Raw genomic sequence first — 17146 nt, forward strand, 5'->3', positions numbered from 1 at the left:
GGTAAAAAACAATCAGGGCTAAAACAGCGTATCTTGTTCCGGCCAATCTGGGGCTGCGGGTAAGGTGGCAATCACTGTGGCTAGTTGCTGCCAAATCTTTTGTGCTTGTTGGGGAGAGTCGCTGTTATCTGGTGTGTGAATAAAAACATAGGGTTGATGCTGTTGTTCCCATAGCGGCAGTTTTTGCAGCCAAGGCGCAAACAATGCCAGGTTATCCGCCAATTGGTCACCACCAATAAAGCGTACCAATGGCTGACTGCCGGTGACGATCGCATGCACAGGAAGGCGCGGTTTTTTACTTTGCGCGTCACGAACCGCTTCAGTTAGAGGCTTTGCCGCATGAATAGGGCGGCTATCAAGCATCACTCGATTGATTGCTCGCTGGTGTAAGCCTCGATTGAGCGCGCGTTCGGCATCACCTTTGGCAAAAAATTCTGGGTGACGCACTTCCACGCCATAATGGAAACCCGCCGGCAATTTATCGATAAATTGCCATAAACGATTGAGTTCATTTGGCCCGAAAGCGGCGGGTAGCTGTAACCATAATTGTCCAATCCGATCATGCAGCGGGGACAGACATTGGTAAAAAGCCTGCAAATCTTTATCACAGTCACGCAGAGCCGCTTGATGGCTGATTGTCGCCGGAAATTTAAAACAAAAGCGGAAGTTATCGGGCGTCATATCGCGCCAGCGCTGTACTATTTCCAGCCGTGGCAGTGCATAAAAAGTAGTATTCCCTTCAACACAGTTAAAGTAGCGACTGTAATCAGCCAAGTCCTTGATACCCAAACGGTTCCAGCTTGGGTGTTGCCATTGCGGCAGTCCAATATACAAATATCCTTCCTACTTGACGTTGCCGTGTTGTTAGCCCAAATCTAGCCTTATGCGCTCAGAGCTGCAAGGATCTCGGTGCTGTTGCGTACGCGGGAGATGCGGGGGAAGATTTTTTCAACCGCGAATTGCTGCATTTCAGTGCTGGCAGTACTGCAACCATCTTCTGCAATCACGAGTTCATAACCGTGCTCCCAGGCGGCGCGGGCGGTGGATTCAACGCCAATATTGGTGGCAATTCCCGCTAGTACTATGGTTTTGATCCCGCGGCGACGCAGTTGTAAATCTAAATCGGTACCGTAAAACGCCCCCCATTGGTGTTTTATTACTTTGATATCGCTATCTGTAACTGCAAGCTCTGACGGGAAAGTCCACCATGACTCAGGTAAACCACCGGCCGGACTTGGGCTGGGTTGATCGACCGGTTGTTTCAGCGCCTCAGCAAATGAATCTGACCAACCCACGCGCACGAAAACCACAGGAGCACCTAGCTTACGAAAGCGTTCTGCCAGGCCAGCATTAGTCGCGACGACCTGCTCTGCACTGTAAGGGCCTTTAGCAAAGGGTAAAATTCCCTGTTGCAAATCAATCAGTACCAATGCGGTGGTTTTTGCATCAAGTTTCATGGTGTTATGCCTCGGTATCATTGGAGAAATTCTGGACGATAAACTTAATCTGCTGACCAGTTTATGCCAACATATGTTATCGGGACGTCCTTGTGAGGAGATAATTTTGTTAAATGATGTGTTAAAACAGTACTGAAAGAGGTTTTGTCGTGCCTGAGCTGTGCGTTCGCTCTTATCTACGCCACGAATTTCCTTTATAATGACCCCCTTTTTTCAACACTCTTTAATCCAAAATACCTATGCCTATATATGATTGTTTTTGGATAAAATAGGGTGTGTAGCGCTTGCAACCATCGATTAGAGAAATTGCAAAAATTTTCTGACGCGCCGCTGACTCAATGTCCTGCGTGTCATCAGCCCGCGTTATCGAAACTTATCTCTGCGGCCGGCTTTCAATTGAAAGGCACCGGTTGGTACGCGACAGATTTCAAGCCGGGCAGTAACAGCAAACCAGATAATAAAAGTAAACCAGACAGTAGTAGCTGAGGCTCAAATTAGGGCTCATCAGAAAATAGCCGCACGGGCAGTGCATAACGCGTGCGGCATCGGCTGAGTAAAAGGATATTGTATGCGTACTGAGTATTGCGGGCAGTTGAATCTGTCCCATGTTGGCCAAGAAGTGACACTTTGTGGTTGGGTTAACCGTCGTCGTGATCTCGGTGGCCTGATTTTTATTGATATGCGCGACCGCGAAGGCATTGTTCAGGTATTCTTCGATCCCGACCATAAAGCCGCTTACGAGCAAGCTTCTGAACTGCGCAATGAGTTCTGTATCCAGATTACCGGTACTGTGCGCGCACGTCCTGACAGCCAAATCAATAAAGATATGTCGACCGGTGAAGTGGAAATCTTTGCCAATACATTGAATATCATTAACCGTTCTGAGCCGTTGCCACTGGACTCAAATCAGACTAACAGCGAAGAGCAGCGCCTGAAATATCGCTATCTGGATTTGCGTCGCCCTGAGATGGCCGATCGCCTGAAAACGCGCGCTAAAATTACCAGCTTTGTGCGCCGCTTCATGGACAGTCACGGTTTCCTGGATATTGAAACCCCGATGCTGACCAAAGCGACGCCGGAAGGTGCGCGTGACTATCTGGTGCCAAGCCGTGTACATAAAGGTAAGTTCTATGCACTGCCACAGTCACCACAGTTGTTCAAACAATTGCTGATGATGTCTGGTTTTGATCGCTACTATCAGATTGTAAAATGCTTCCGTGATGAAGATTTACGAGCTGACCGTCAGCCAGAATTTACGCAGATCGATGTTGAAACCTCTTTCATGACCGCCGACCAAGTGCGTGAAGTGATGGAGAAACTGGTGCGCGAATTGTGGCAGGAAACCAAAGGCGTCGATCTCGGCGATTTCCCGGTGATGACCTTTGCCGAAGCTATGCGTCGCTATGGTTCTGATAAGCCGGATCTACGCAACCCAATGGAATTGGTGGATGTCGCTGATTTAGTTAAAGATGTCGAGTTTAAAGTCTTCTCTGGCCCAGCCAATGATGCCAAAGGCCGTGTCGCAGCATTGCGTGTACCGGGTGGCGCGCAGGTCACGCGTAAGCAAATTGACGAATACGGTCAGTTTGTCGGTATTTATGGTGCGAAAGGCTTGGCATGGTTGAAAGTTAATGATCGTGCTGCTGGCGTTGAGGGTGTACAAAGCCCCATCGCTAAGTTCCTCAGTGCTGAGGTGCTGGAAGCTATTCTGGCCCGCACTCAGGCTGAAAGCGGCGATATCCTGTTCTTTGGTGCTGACAGCTTTAAAGTGGTGACGGATGCGATGGGCGCGTTGCGTCTAAAAGTCGGCCGTGACCTGGCATTGACCAAACTGGATTCATGGGCACCGCTGTGGGTAGTTGACTTCCCAATGTTCGAAGACGATAGCGAAGGCGGCTTGTCTGCCATGCATCATCCGTTCACTGCGCCTAAAGACATGAGCCCGGAGCAACTGGCTGCGGCACCGACCACCGCTATCGCCAATGCTTACGATATGGTCATTAACGGCTACGAAGTGGGTGGCGGTTCAGTGCGTATTCACCGCACTGAAATGCAGCAACAGGTGTTTGGTATTCTGGGTATCAATGAAGAAGAACAGCGTGAGAAGTTTGGCTTCCTGCTGGACGCATTGAAATTCGGCACTCCACCACATGCGGGCCTGGCTTTTGGTTTGGATCGTCTGGTTATGCTGTTGACCGGCACTGATAACATTCGTGATGTTATTGCCTTCCCGAAAACCACGGCTGCGGCTTGTCTGATGACTGATGCGCCAAGTTTTGCCAATCCGGCTTCACTGCAAGAGCTGTCTATCAGCGTGGTAGCGAAGAAAGGGGCCACTGATAGCTCGGTAGAAGAGAATCAGTAATGAATTATATATACCCAATAGATTTCAAGATGCAGGAAGGCGGCAAGCAAGAGAATCCCGGAGAGCTTACACCGGTAAGTGATTCGGATGATTGAGCGAAGCCAACACACTTGCAGTTTGAAAGATGACGGGTATAAGCGCCCAGAATCAATACTGGCGGTGATCTACGCCAGAAACAGTGGCCGGGTGTTGATGTTACAACGGCGTGATGATCCTGATTTTTGGCAGTCGGTCACCGGCAGTCTGGAAGGTGATGAAACGCCGTTGGAAACCGCCCAGCGCGAAGTAAAGGAAGAAGTCGGCATTGATATACTGGGTGAAAATCTGGAACTGTTCGACTGCCAGCGCTGTGTGGAATTTGAACTCTTTGTGCATTTGCGCCGTCGCTATGCGCCGGGTGTTACGCGCAATAAAGAACATTGGTTCTGTTTGGCGTTACCCGAAGAGCGGGATGTTGTGATTACCGAACATCTTGCTTACCAGTGGCTAGATGCTGCGGATGCCGCTGTATTGACCAAGTCCTGGAGTAATCAGCAAGCGATTGAAGAGTATGTTATTTATTCCCGTGTATATCCAAAGTAATTGAAGTTACAGCCAGGCAGCAAGCGAACGAATCCCGATGAGTTGACTCTCGTCAGTGATTCGGGTGAATGAGAACAGCTAACACCGCTGTGGCTTCAAGAACGAAGGGTATAATTAGGCTATTTTGGAGATACTTATTTATGGCAGGTCATAGTAAATGGGCCAACACAAAACACCGCAAAGCGGCACAGGATGCCAAGCGCGGTAAGATTTTCACTAAAATTATTCGTGAGTTGGTGACTGCTGCACGCCTGGGCGGTGGTGATCCTGGTGCCAACCCACGGTTACGTGCGGCTATCGATAAAGCGCTGTCAAATAACATGACGCGCGATACCCTGAACCGTGCCATTGCCCGTGGTGTGGGGGGTGATGAAGATAACAATATGGAAACCATCATTTACGAAGGCTATGGCCCAGGCGGCACTGCCGTAATGGTTGAATGCTTAAGTGATAACCGTAACCGTACCGTATCTGAAGTTCGCCATGCATTCACCAAAACCGGTGGCAATTTGGGGACTGATGGTTCGGTTTCTTATCTATTCACCAAAAAAGGTGTTATTTCCTACGCACCGGGTTTGGAAGAAGATGCGGTGATGGATGCAGCACTGGAAGCGGGTGCTGATGATATCGTGGTCTATGATGATGGCGCTATTGATGTGTTTACTGCCTGGGAATCTCTCGGCGCGGTGAAAGATGCACTGGATGCTACCGGTCTGGTTGCCGAAGGCGCTGAAGTCTCTCTTATTCCATCAACCAAAGCCGAACTTGATGCAGAAACTGCACCAAAACTGCTGCGTCTGATTGATATGTTGGAAGACTCTGATGATGTGCAAGAGGTTTACCACAATGGCGAAATCTCTGATGAAGTGGCAGCAACACTGTAAGTCAGTGTGTTTTTATTCTGCTATTTAGCTCTATTTTAATAGCCTAAATAATTCGAGTTGCAGTAAGGCTGCCAACACACATGCCGCTTGAAGTATGACGGGTATAACACTGGCCACATTTTGTGGCCGGTGCCATTAGAAGCACTGAACAAGGTGAATAAACTGGTATGGCGATCGTATTAGGCATCGACCCCGGTTCCCGTGTCACCGGTTATGGCGTAATTCGCCAACAAGGTCGTCAGCTCACCTATCTGGGCAGTGGCTGCATCCGCACTGTCGTTGATGATATGCCTACTCGCCTGAAGTTGATTTATGCAGGTGTCACTGAAATTATCACTCAGTTCCAACCCGATTTTTTTGCAATCGAACAAGTGTTTATGGCGAAAAACCCGGACTCGGCCTTAAAACTGGGGCAGGCGCGAGGAGCGGCAATTGTTGCGGCGGTAAACCTGAATTTACCGGTTTCCGAATATGCCGCTCGTCAGGTTAAACAGACGGTAGTAGGCACAGGTGCGGCAGAAAAAAGCCAGGTTCAGCACATGGTGCGCTCACTGTTGCAACTTCCTGCGAACCCGCAGGCGGATGCTGCCGATGCGCTGGCGATTGCCATAACCCATTGTCATCTTAGTCAAAATACGCTGCGATTAGGCAATGACCAAATGGTATTGGCGCGCGGTCGGCTTCGCTGACTGGTATTTTAATGCGAGCAGGTTAACTGTTATTGTAGGCTGGATATCCATCCAGCCTTTTTTATGCTATAAACAGCCATTATGTTTATAGCCGAATGTGGGTAAACGAGGAGAAAGTCAACGTGATAGGGCGCCTCAGAGGTATCATTCTGGAAAAACAGCCACCCTTGGTGCTGCTGGAAACTAACGGTGTTGGCTATGAAGTCCAACTACCTATGACTTGTTTTTATGAGCTGCCAGATATTGGGCAGGAAGCCATTATCTTTACCCAGTTTGTGGTACGCGAAGATGCTCAGCTACTATACGGTTTTAATGATAAGCAGGAACGAGCACTGTTTCGTGAATTAATAAAAGTGAACGGTGTGGGGCCAAAACTGGCGCTGGCCATTCTTTCTGGAATGTCTGCGCAACAGTTTGTGGCCGCAGTTGAACGCGAAGAGATCACCACCTTGGTGAAATTACCGGGGGTCGGCAAGAAGACCGCTGAGCGGTTAGTAGTTGAAATGAAAGACCGATTTAAAGGCCTCAATGGTGACTTGTTTAACAATACCGGTGATATTCAGTTGCCTGCCAGCAATTCGTCACAAATCTCAGATGCCGATATCGAAGCGGAAGCCGCTTCTGCGCTGGTGGCTTTGGGCTATAAACCACAAGAAGCTAGCCGTCTGGTGAGTAAAATAGCTAAACCGGGTGCAGATTGTGAAACCTTGATCCGTGATGCTTTGCGTGCCGCATTATAGGTAGAGGTAGATAATGATTGAAGTAGGGGTCTAAAATGATTGAAGCAGACCGCCTGATCTCTGCGGGTGTTATCAGTGATGAAGAGAGCATTGACAGGGCTATCCGTCCGAAACTATTGGCTGAATATGTCGGGCAACCTCATGTCCGCGAGCAAATGGAAATCTTCATCCAGGCGGCGAAACAGCGCGGTGATGCGTTAGATCATGTGCTGATATTTGGCCCTCCGGGTTTAGGTAAAACTACACTGGCCAATATTGTGGCTAATGAAATGGGTGTCAATTTGCGCACCACCTCCGGCCCGGTGTTGGAAAAAGCGGGCGATTTAGCCGCTATGTTGACCAATCTGGAGCCGCATGATGTGTTGTTTATTGATGAAATTCACCGATTATCTCCAGTGGTAGAGGAAATTTTGTATCCAGCGATGGAAGATTATCAACTGGATATAATGATTGGTGAAGGCCCAGCTGCACGTTCCATCAAACTCGATCTACCGCCGTTTACCTTAATTGGTGCGACTACACGAGCCGGTTCACTGACCTCTCCACTGCGCGACCGCTTTGGTATTGTGCAGCGGCTTGAGTTCTATCAAGTTGCTGATTTAGAACATATCGTCTCGCGCAGTGCCAAGTGTCTGGGGCTTGAATTAACCCCGGAAGGCGCGCACCAGTTGGCACGCCGCTCGAGAGGGACGCCGCGTATCACCAACCGTTTGTTGCGCCGGGTGCGTGACTTCGCGGAGGTGAGGGCTGATGGGGCTATCAACGGCGATGTGGCGATGAAAGCGCTGGATATGCTGAATGTTGATGCTGAAGGATTCGATTTTATGGATCGAAAACTTTTGCTAGCGGTCATCGATAAGTTTATGGGGGGGCCGGTGGGGCTGGATAACCTCGCCGCGGCAATTGGTGAAGAGCGGGAAACCATTGAAGATGTTCTGGAGCCGTATTTAATCCAGCAAGGTTTTATTCAGCGCACTCCGCGCGGTCGGATTGCTACCAATCACGCTTATAAACATTTTGGTATCACCCGCGAAGAGTAAACCTCTTTGATGCAGGGCTGCGCTATTGTCAGCCCTGATAAGTGAGATTCTTAGGCCACGGCATCCTCCGTGGCAGATGAATTAATCATTCGGTTAAGCCATGGGATAAGTAGCGCCATAACTAATGCAATCACCAGTGTGACCATACCAATTTTGCCAAACACGTCCGTGTAGATAGGCAAGGTTTCAAGTGGATCAGTCATGCCCTCAGGTGTCGCGGTAAAGGTTGCTACGTAGCCGCCAATCAGGAAGGAAGCCGCTTGTGTCAGGAACCACATCCCCAGAATAAACCCCATTAAATATTGCGGCACTAACGCCGCCACCATCGCCAGGCCGAGGGCGCTTATCATCAATTCCCCCAAGCTCTGGAATAGATAAACCAGAACAATAAACCAAGGTGATGTTAGACCTTGTGCATCAGCGAACCACATTCCGGCCGCCGCCGCAGTCAGGAAACCCAGCGAACATAAAAACATGCCTAAAGTAAATTTTGCAGGCATGGATAAGTCACGATTTTGGCTACCCAATCGAGTATAGATTGAGGCCAAAATAGGGCTGGCGACTACCACCCAGAATGGGTTTAGTGCCTGGAAACTAACGGGATTGATACTGAAACCGAGGATCTCATGATGGACATTATTGATAGCAAAGAAGTTAAGTGAAGTCGGCATCTGTGCATATAAAACGTAAAATACGATAGCTTCAATCATCAGAATGAAAGCAACAAACATCTTGTTACGGCCCAGTCGGTCCTGCTTCGATGCCTCTCTGAAAAAGATAAAGACGACAATCAGTGACAACGCGATTAGCACCAAATTGGCAATAAAAACATGATTCATCAGCCAGGCGCAGACACATATCATCACTGCGCTGCCCAGCAGCACCAACAATAGATTGCGCCAATTTAAGGGTTTTGTGTCGGGTTCAGAACCAATGTGGCGCACCATATGGCGGCAGCAGAAGTAGACCAGTAGGGCAAAAATCAAACCAATGCCGCATAAGTAATAGGTCACGGTATAACCAAAACGTTCGGCTATAACAGGTGCCAATGAAAGTGACAGTAAGGAGCCGATATTGATCGACATATAGAATAGAGTAAAGGCCCCGTCCAACCGAGGATCTTTCGGTGGATAACATTTAGATAATAAGCTGGCTGGGTTGGCCTTGAATAAACCATTCCCCACAGCAATAGTCCCTAAAGCAAAGAAAATCAGGTTCGGTTGGTACAATGATAAACCGGTGGCGAAATAACCCGCTGCCAGCACCACCGCCCCCAAGACCATGGTGCGCTTAGTCCCGAGTAGATGGTCACCAACATATCCACCGATGGAAATCAGGCCATAAACCAACGCAGCAAAAGCACCAAAAGTGACAAATGCTTGTTCTTGCGAGAACCCAAGCTGTTGAACGAAGAAAACAGCCAGAATACCTTGTACACCGTAATAACCGAATCTCTCCCATAACTCGACAAAAAAGATCATAAAGAAGGGTTTAGGTTGCTGAAGTAAACCTGTGGGGGTGGTTCTTTCCATGATAAGTCGCCTCTGCGCGAATAGTCATTCGGCGTAAATTGAGAGCGTACAAGGCCCATGCAGAGACGAGTTAAGAATCTGCATAATCAATATATTGCTCAATGTTTGAAGTGTTATGCAGGGTATTACACTGCATATATATTGTATTTGTGGTTGATCACACTAATTAAAATATAAAAAGCAGAATTGATGGTTATGGGAAGTGATGGTGAATAGAAGAGGTGGTTAAGAATGGGGTTTATTAATATAAACCCCACTTAACAATTATTACCCGCGCGCTTTTTGTGACAGACTTAGGATAAATATCAGTGCGGCACACAACACGACTGAAGGGCCTGCCGGGGTATCATAAAAAGCAGAGAAGGTTAAGCCACCGGTCACGGCAATAATACCAATACCAATGGCAATACCAGCCATTTGTTCTGGAGTGCGGGCAAAACGGCGTGCAGCGGCGGCAGGAATGATCAGCAAGGACGTAATAATGAGTGCGCCAACAAACTTCATCGACAAGCCAATAGTCAGTGCGGTCACCAGCATCAGCAACATCCGGACGCGTTCTAAATTAACACCATCTACATGAGCCAGTTCCGGGCTGATAGTCATTGATAGCAACGCTCGCCATTGCCAGCACAACATCCCGAGCACCACCACCACTCCTGCGGCTATCAACCAGATATCACTCAATGTAACCGAAAGCAGATCGCCAAATAGATAGGCCATGAGATCAACCCGCACATTATGCATCAGGCTAACCACCACTAAGCCCAAAGATAATGCACTGTGAGCCATAATCCCGAGTAGTGTATCAACGGCCAACTGCGGGCGGCGTTCCAACCATACCAGAATCAGTGCCAGCAACATGGTCATCACAATGACAGCATAAAATGGATTCACATTTAGCAGTAAACCGAATGCAACACCTAGCAATGATGCATGCGCTAAGGTATCGCCAAAATAGGACATCCGACGCCAGACAACAAATGATCCCAAAGGCCCAGCTGCCGTTGCCAGCAATACACCTGCTAACCAGCCAGGCAACAATAATTCAATCATGCGCCACGGCTCCCACTGTTCTTCAAAATAATCTTTCCGTGCAAATCATGACGATGATTATGGTGATGACGATAAACCGCTAACTGCTCAGCGCCACGCTGACCAAACATGGCGATAAACTCAGGATGAGTTGAGACCACTTCCGGAGCGCCGGAACAGCAAATATGCTGGTTAAGGCATAATACTTCATCAGTTTTAGCCATTACTAAATGCAGGTCATGTGACACCATCAGTACAGCACAACCGAGTTCTCTACGTAATTGTTCAATTAAATCATACAACGCGAGTTGTCCATTAACGTCAACGCCTTGCGTCGGTTCATCCAGCACCAGTAACTGTGGACGATTCAATAATGCACGGGCTAAAAGTACCCGCTGGTTTTCACCGCCGGACAGTTTTTGCATTGGCTGATCCAATAGATGAGCAGCATGTACCCGTTTTAGAGCTGGCAGAATATCGGCTTTTCTAACGCCCGGTTTCAACCGCATGAAACGGCTCACTGTTAGCGGCAATGTCGTATCCAGATGGAGCTTTTGCGGTACATAGCCGATGCGCAAACCCGGCTCACGAATAATCGAGCCGCTGGTAGGGGCAATCAGCCCTAACACCACGCGCACCAAGGTTGATTTGCCCGCGCCATTTGGCCCAAGCAGAGTAAGAATTCTTCCCGGACGCAAGGAAAGGGAAATATCATTGAGCACCCGCCGACTACCAAAAGTGACGGATATCTTATTTAGAGTTACCAGAGTGGACATTATGATTACGTTTGCAGAACCGATTGAATGTTATAATATTACGCTTAACCCATCGAAACGTCGAGAATTCGTATTATGTTACACAAAAATAAATGGCTAAAGCGCGCAATGTTGGCCAGTGCAATATTAATTGCCAATCCATTTAATATTGCCTCAGCAGCGGTCGTTACATCAGTGCGACCGCTGGGTTTTATCGCCTCAGCTATTGCTGATGGCGTATTACCGACAGAAGTCTTATTGCCCGATGGCGCATCACCGCACGATTATGCTCTGCGCCCATCAGATGTCCAGCGGTTACGCAGCGCTGACCTGGTTATTTGGGTTGGGCCGGAAATGGAAGCATTTTTATCGAAACCACTAACACAAGTTGCTGATAATAAACAGATAGCATTGGCGCAGTTACCTTCTGTCATGCCTTTATTGATGAAAGGTAATGAAGATGATGAACATGAAGGGGAAGGCGACGGTCATGACCATGATCATGCTAAAGATAATCAGCATGATGAGCATCATCACGGCGAATATAATATGCACATTTGGTTGTCCCCAACTATTGCCAAACAATCTGCAATTGCTATTCACGACAGATTATTGGAACTTATGCCACAAAATAAGGACAAATTAGATGCAAACCTGCGCCGATTCGAGGATCAACTAGCGCAAAATGAAAAAAATATTGCTACTATGCTAAAGCCTGCCCAAGGTAAGGGATACTTCGTTTTTCATGATGCTTATGGCTACTTTGAAAAACACTTTGGCTTGAGCCCATTAGGGCATTTTACAGTCAATCCCGAAATTCAACCTGGTGCGCAGCGTTTACATCAAATTCGAACACAGTTGGTTGAGCATAAAGCGGTATGCGTTTTTGCTGAGCCACAATTCAGGCCGGCCGTCATTAATGCTGTCGCCAAAGGAACAGACGTGCGTTCAGGCACCTTAGATCCTTTGGGGAGTGGCATAGTATTAGGCAAGGACAGCTATGTGAACTTTATGTCTCAGTTGTCGAACCAATACGTGAGCTGCCTGAAGCAAGATTAAAAGGATACTCATAAGTGCAGCAGATAGTCCGAACTATCACCTTGGCGTATAACAATCTCCCGAGACCCCACCGTATCATGCTGGGGTCGTTGACTGTAATGACACTGGCCGTCGCTGTTTGGCGGCCTTTTGTTTATCATCCGGAACATGAGCCAATCGCCAAGAGCGTGGTATTAGATACCAGCCAAACCCGCATTTTATTACCCGAAGCCAGCGAACCCATTGATCAGCCAACTCCTGATGATGAAATCCCGCAAGACGAATTAGATGCCAAAGATGTCAGTGAAACTGGCGTCCATGAGTATGTTGTCTCAACCGGGGATACCCTGAGCAGCATTCTTACCCAATATGGCATTGATATCTCGGATGTTTCCTTACTGGCGACCCAAAACCGTGATTTGCGTAATTTGAAGATCGGGCAACAAATCTCGTGGACGGTCAATGACACCGGTGATTTGCAGCGCCTGACATGGGAAGTTTCTCGTCGAGAGACCCGCACTTATGATCGTGTAGGCAATAATTTCAAAGAAACAAAAGAGTTACAGAAAGGCGACTGGACCAATACCGTTCTTACTGGTCGGCTTGATGGCAGTTTTGTTACTAGCGCCAAAAAGGCCGGTTTGACTGGCGCAGAAATACGCGCAGTGACGAAAGCACTACAATGGCAGTTAGATTTTGCCAAGCTGCGCAAAGGTGATCAGTTCTCGGTGTTGATGTCCCGTGAAATACTCGATGGCCGCAGTGAGCAAAGCCAACTGGTCGGGGTGCGAATGCGCTCAGGTGGTAAGGATTATTACGCTATCCGTGCCGAAGACGGTAAGTTCTATGACCGCCAGGGTTCTGGCCTGGCGCGTGGTTTTATGCGCTTTCCTACCATGAAACAATTCCGCGTCTCGTCCAACTTCAACCCGCGCCGAATTAACCCAGTGACCGGGCGCATTGCACCGCACAAAGGGGTAGATTTTGCGATGCCAGTTGGCACACCGGTACTGGCTGTGGGTGATGGTGAAGTGGTTATTGCTAAGCGCAGCGGGGCGGCGGGAAATTATGTTGCTATCCGTCATGGCCGTCAGTACACCACCCGTTATATGCATTTGAAGAAGTTACTGGTGAAACCAGGCCAAAAAGTAAAACGTGGTGATCGCATCGCATTGTCAGGTAACACAGGCCGTTCCACTGGCCCGCATCTGCATTATGAATTTTGGATGAACCAGCAAGCAGTTAACCCATTGACCGCCAAGTTACCGCGCTCAGAAGGGTTAAGCGGTAAAGACCGCAGTGAATATCTGGCGCTTGCCAAACAGGTCATTCCGCAGTTGCAACTGGATTAATCGCATGCCGGTAGCTATGGGCTACCGGCGCGTTTATACCCAGCGGTATATTATTATCCTATCGCCCATTCCAAGAGTTCCCCATGCACAAAGAGAAAAACGACGCTGCTGGCTTTATTCCGGTATTTAAAAAATCTTTTCTACATCCACGTTTTTGGGGGGTGTGGTTAGGGGCTGGGGCCATGGCCGCAATGGCATATGTCCCACCGAAATTCCGCGATCCACTCTTGGCCGGAGTCGGGCGTGTTGCCGGAAAGTTTGCTAAAAGTGCCCGTCGCCGCGCTCGCATTAACTTACTTTATTGTATGCCGGAGCTGCCAGAAGCAGAGCGCGAACACATTATTGATCAAATGTTTGCAACCGCGGCACAACCCTTAATGATGATGGCGGAACTGTGTTTTCGCGACCCAAAGAAAGTGCTGACGCGGGTTCATTGGCATGGACTGGATATTTTAGATGGACTGCAACAACAGGAGCGCAATGTTATTTTGTTGGTGCCCCATGCCTGGTCGATTGATATTCCGGCCATGTTGCTCGCTGAGCAGGGTAAGCCAGTCGCCGGTATGTTCCATCATCAACGCAATCCTGTTGTCGATTATTTATGGAACAGCGCACGCTTGCGGTTTGGTGGCCGTATCCATGCGCGTGACAGTGGTATCAAGCCCTTTATTAGTTCCGTGCGTCAGGGGTTCTGGGGGTATTACTTGCCCGATGAGGACTATGGCCCTGAGCAAAGTGAGTTTGTTGATTTCTTCGCGACTTATAAGGCCACGCTACCGGCAGTGGGGCGATTGATGAAAGTCTGTCGTGCGGCTATCGTGCCAATGTTCCCTGTTTACAATTATCGTGAACATCGCCTTGATATCTATATTCGTCCACCGATGGATGATCTGGCAGATGCGGATGATGCTTATATTGCACGGCGTATGAATGAAGAAGTTGAACTGCTGGTTAAGCCGAACCCAGAACAATATACCTGGATTTTAAAACTGCTGAAAACCCGCAAAGAAGGTGAAATAGAACCTTATGTTCGTAAGGACTTGTAACCCTTAGCGTACATTGAATAGAGAAATAAGGAATAAAAAACCCGCTAGGTGATCAGCGGGTTTTTGCTTTTTGTCTAACACAAACGCATATCATTCAACACGCAGAATGCGGCTGGTATTGGTGGTGCCAACTGTCCCCATGACATCGCCCTGAGTGACAATAACTAGATCACCGGAATACAAGTAACCTTTATCTTTCAGGCTGTTAACCGCTTCAGTTGCCGCCAGCACGCCGTCAGTGTGAGTATCACAGAATACCGGAGTGACGCCACGATAGATGGCAGTCAGGTTTAAAGTATGTTCATGACGCGACATAGCGAAAATCGGCAGACCGGAACTGATACGGGACATCATCAGTGCAGTACGGCCCGACTCGGTCATAGCAATAATTGCGGTGATACCTTTCAGATGGTTTGCCGCATACATGGTCGACATCGCGATAGCCTCTTCGATATTATCGAATTGCGTGTCCAGGCGATGTTTTGACACATTAATACTGGGGATTTTTTCCGCACCCAAACAAACTTTTGCCATCGCAGCAACGGTTTCAGCCGGATACTGACCCGCAGCTGTTTCGGCCGACAACATCACCGCATCGGTACCATCCAGCACCGCGTTAGCCACATCCATCACTTCAGCACGGGTTGGCATTGGGTTGGTTATCATCGACTCCATCATCTGAGTCGCAGTGATCACCGCACGGTTGAGCTGACGAGCGCGGCGGATCAGTTTTTTCTGAATACCGACCAACTCAGGGTCACCAATCTCAACCCCCAAATCACCACGAGCTACCATCACCACATCAGAGGCCAGAATGATATCATCCATCGCTTCATCGGTGGCAACGGCTTCTGCACGTTCTACTTTAGAGACGATTTTAGCATTACAACCTGCATCACGAGCCAGACGACGTGCATAATGTAAATCTTCACCGGTGCGTGGGAAAGAAACAGCCAGGAAGTCCACGCCAATTTTAGCCGCAGTGATAATATCGGCTTTATCTTTTTCAGTTAATGCTTCGGCTGACAGGCCGCCACCTAACTTGTTAATCCCTTTGTTATTGGAGAGCGGGCCGCCGACAGTCACTTCGGTGAACACTTTCATGCCCTGAACTTCAATAACCTTCAACTGCACACGGCCATCGTCCAGCAACAAGATATCACCGGGAACCACGTCAGCAGGTAGCCCTTTATAATCGATACCGACTTTTTCCTTATCGCCTTCACCTTTGGCCATATTGGCGTCTAGCAGGAATTTATCACCAATATTAAGGAATACTTTGCCTTCTTTAAAGGTTGATACACGGATTTTAGGACCTTGTAGATCGCCAAGAATCGCTACATGTCGGCCCAATTTGGCTGCTATTTTACGAACGTCATTGGCCCGTTTTATATGATCTTCAGCGCTACCGTGGGAAAAATTCATGCGGACTACGTTAGCACCTGCTGCAATAACCTTTTCCAGATTATTGTCGCGGTCAGTAGCTGGCCCCAGTGTAGTAACAATTTTGGTCCTTCTAAGCCGTCTGGACATCTCTTACTCCGTTGACTGGTGAAGCATGGTGTTGTTAAAACAGCGGATAATAAATCCGATAGTAAAAAGTACTCAAGCTATCTTAACTTATCGACTCAGATAATATTTACCGGAGCCATGGTGAAAATTATGTTCCAATAATATGTCAGATTATTACTACAGAAGCTGCGTTAGCACAAAACAAAGCGAGTTTGAATTCTGCTTATGGATTCATGAATGTTATTCACCGCTATTGATACGCGCTGAACCTTTATCGAAACGCGATTCTTTCAATGCATCTTTGACCCGTTTCAGGTTATCTCTGAATTTAGCACCGCGACGCAGCGTGAATCCGGTTGCTAACACATCAATTAAGGTCAATTGAGCAATCCGTGACACCATCGGCATATACATATCAGTATCTTCTGGCACATCCAGCAGCAGCGGTAATGTTGCTTCATGGGCCAGCGGAGTATCGCGTGAGGTAATGGCAATCACAGTGGCATCGTTTTCACGAGCTAAGTGAGCCAACTCTACCAGGCTTTTTGTCCGCCCAGTGTGGGAAATCAATACCACGACATCACCTTCACTGGAATTCATACAACTCATACGTTGCATAACGATATCATCGAAATAAATCACCGGAATATTGAAGCGGAAGAATTTATTCATCGCGTCATGGGCCACGGCAGCAGATGCGCCAAGGCCGAAGAACGAAATCTTCTTCGCTTGCGTCAATAAATCTACCGCCCGATTAATGGCTGCAATATCTAAATTATTCTTCACCATATCCAGGCTAGCCATGGTCGATTCGAATATTTTCCCCGTGTAAGCGGATACACTATCATCCTCTTCAACATTTCGATTCACATAAGGTGTGCCATTAGCCAGACTTTGTGCCAAATGAAGTTTAAAATCAGGAAAACCTTTGGTGTCTAATCGACGGCAAAAGCGGTTTACGGTGGGTTCGCTCACGTTTGCCAATTTGGCGAGGGTGGCAATACTTGAGTGAATGGCCGTTTGTGGGGAGGCGAGGATTACCTCGGCGACTTTCCGTTCCGATTTGCTCAGGAGGTCCAGATTATTTTGGATATTTTCCAGCGTATTCATATATCGAGAATC

At 48.1% G+C, this 17146-nt stretch carries 17 protein-coding genes; 10 read left to right on the top strand and 7 right to left on the bottom strand.

Features of this window, described 5'->3' with window-relative positions; translation table 11 throughout:
* Positions 1-18: 18 nt before the first annotated feature.
* Positions 19-834: a DUF72 domain-containing protein gene (locus FGL26_RS03565; RefSeq protein ID WP_005169170.1), complete on the bottom strand. Its 816-nt coding sequence runs from the start codon at positions 832-834 to the stop codon at positions 19-21.
* A gap of 47 nt (positions 835-881) precedes the next feature.
* Positions 882-1457: a hydrolase gene (locus FGL26_RS03570; RefSeq protein ID WP_005169172.1), complete on the bottom strand. Its 576-nt coding sequence runs from the start codon at positions 1455-1457 to the stop codon at positions 882-884.
* 273 nt (positions 1458-1730) lie between these two features.
* Between FGL26_RS03570 and FGL26_RS03575 the strand changes: the two genes are divergently transcribed.
* From FGL26_RS03575 to ruvB, 7 genes are all read left to right on the top strand, one after another.
* Complete coding sequence (locus FGL26_RS03575) at positions 1731-1943, top strand: FmdB family zinc ribbon protein (RefSeq protein WP_005169174.1); 213 nt, start codon at positions 1731-1733, stop codon at positions 1941-1943.
* Positions 1944-2025: 82 nt separating this feature from the next.
* Positions 2026-3822 (top strand): aspartate--tRNA ligase, encoded by a 1797-nt coding sequence (aspS, locus tag FGL26_RS03580; protein ID WP_005169176.1) that lies wholly within the window; start codon positions 2026-2028, stop codon positions 3820-3822.
* Positions 3823-3909: 87 nt separating this feature from the next.
* On the top strand, positions 3910-4404 hold the full coding sequence (gene nudB, locus FGL26_RS03585; protein WP_005169178.1) for a dihydroneopterin triphosphate diphosphatase: 495 nt from the start codon (positions 3910-3912) through the stop codon (positions 4402-4404).
* A 140-nt stretch (positions 4405-4544) separates the two neighbouring features.
* Positions 4545-5288, top strand: coding sequence for a YebC/PmpR family DNA-binding transcriptional regulator (locus tag FGL26_RS03590; RefSeq protein WP_005165984.1), 744 nt, complete (start codon positions 4545-4547; stop codon positions 5286-5288).
* A gap of 167 nt (positions 5289-5455) precedes the next feature.
* Positions 5456-5977, top strand: a complete 522-nt coding sequence (gene ruvC, locus FGL26_RS03595) for a crossover junction endodeoxyribonuclease RuvC (protein WP_005169179.1) — start codon at positions 5456-5458, stop codon at positions 5975-5977.
* Between the two features lie 122 nt (positions 5978-6099).
* The gene (gene ruvA / locus FGL26_RS03600) at positions 6100-6717 is read left to right on the top strand and encodes a Holliday junction branch migration protein RuvA (protein WP_005169182.1); all 618 of its coding nucleotides are present in this window, start codon (positions 6100-6102) and stop codon (positions 6715-6717) included.
* A 35-nt stretch (positions 6718-6752) separates the two neighbouring features.
* On the top strand, positions 6753-7757 hold the full coding sequence (ruvB, locus tag FGL26_RS03605) for a Holliday junction branch migration DNA helicase RuvB (RefSeq protein WP_005163065.1): 1005 nt from the start codon (positions 6753-6755) through the stop codon (positions 7755-7757).
* 50 nt (positions 7758-7807) lie between these two features.
* On the opposite strand, the gene dtpB is transcribed toward ruvB, so the two are convergent.
* The 3 genes from dtpB to znuC all read right to left on the bottom strand — a co-directional run bounded on the left by dtpB (position 7808) and on the right by znuC (position 11097).
* Positions 7808-9289 carry a dipeptide/tripeptide permease DtpB gene (gene dtpB / locus FGL26_RS03610; protein WP_005169185.1) on the bottom strand — a complete coding sequence of 494 codons (1482 nt, stop codon included), beginning with the start codon at positions 9287-9289 and terminating at the stop codon, positions 7808-7810.
* 267 nt (positions 9290-9556) lie between these two features.
* A complete protein-coding gene (znuB, locus tag FGL26_RS03615) occupies positions 9557-10342 on the bottom strand; it encodes a zinc ABC transporter permease subunit ZnuB (protein WP_005169187.1) in 786 nt (261 codons plus the stop codon).
* Positions 10339-11097 (bottom strand): zinc ABC transporter ATP-binding protein ZnuC, encoded by a 759-nt coding sequence (znuC, locus tag FGL26_RS03620; protein WP_005169189.1) that lies wholly within the window; start codon positions 11095-11097, stop codon positions 10339-10341. Before znuC ends, znuB begins: the two co-directional genes overlap by 4 nt.
* Before the next feature lie 75 nt (positions 11098-11172).
* Here znuC and znuA point away from each other — a divergent pair, with 75 nt between their 5' ends.
* The 3 genes from znuA (at position 11173) to lpxM (ending at position 14512) form a co-directional block, all read left to right on the top strand.
* Entirely contained in the window at positions 11173-12135 is a 963-nt protein-coding gene (gene znuA / locus FGL26_RS03625; protein WP_005169191.1) for a zinc ABC transporter substrate-binding protein ZnuA, read from the top strand.
* 14 nt (positions 12136-12149) lie between these two features.
* Positions 12150-13466 (top strand): murein DD-endopeptidase MepM, encoded by a 1317-nt coding sequence (mepM, locus tag FGL26_RS03630; RefSeq protein ID WP_005169193.1) that lies wholly within the window; start codon positions 12150-12152, stop codon positions 13464-13466.
* Positions 13467-13549: 83 nt separating this feature from the next.
* Entirely contained in the window at positions 13550-14512 is a 963-nt protein-coding gene (gene lpxM / locus FGL26_RS03635) for a lauroyl-Kdo(2)-lipid IV(A) myristoyltransferase (RefSeq protein WP_005169195.1), read from the top strand.
* 90 nt (positions 14513-14602) lie between these two features.
* Here the strand turns inward: lpxM and pyk are convergent, their stop codons facing one another.
* Positions 14603-16045: a pyruvate kinase gene (gene pyk / locus FGL26_RS03640; RefSeq protein WP_005169197.1), complete on the bottom strand. Its 1443-nt coding sequence runs from the start codon at positions 16043-16045 to the stop codon at positions 14603-14605.
* A 219-nt stretch (positions 16046-16264) separates the two neighbouring features.
* Positions 16265-17134, bottom strand: coding sequence for a MurR/RpiR family transcriptional regulator (locus FGL26_RS03645; RefSeq protein ID WP_005169198.1), 870 nt, complete (start codon positions 17132-17134; stop codon positions 16265-16267).
* Positions 17135-17146 lie beyond the last annotated feature (12 nt).

Origin of the sequence: Yersinia enterocolitica subsp. enterocolitica, from assembly GCF_901472495.1 — a bacterium.
Lineage (GTDB): Bacteria > Pseudomonadota > Gammaproteobacteria > Enterobacterales > Enterobacteriaceae > Yersinia > Yersinia enterocolitica.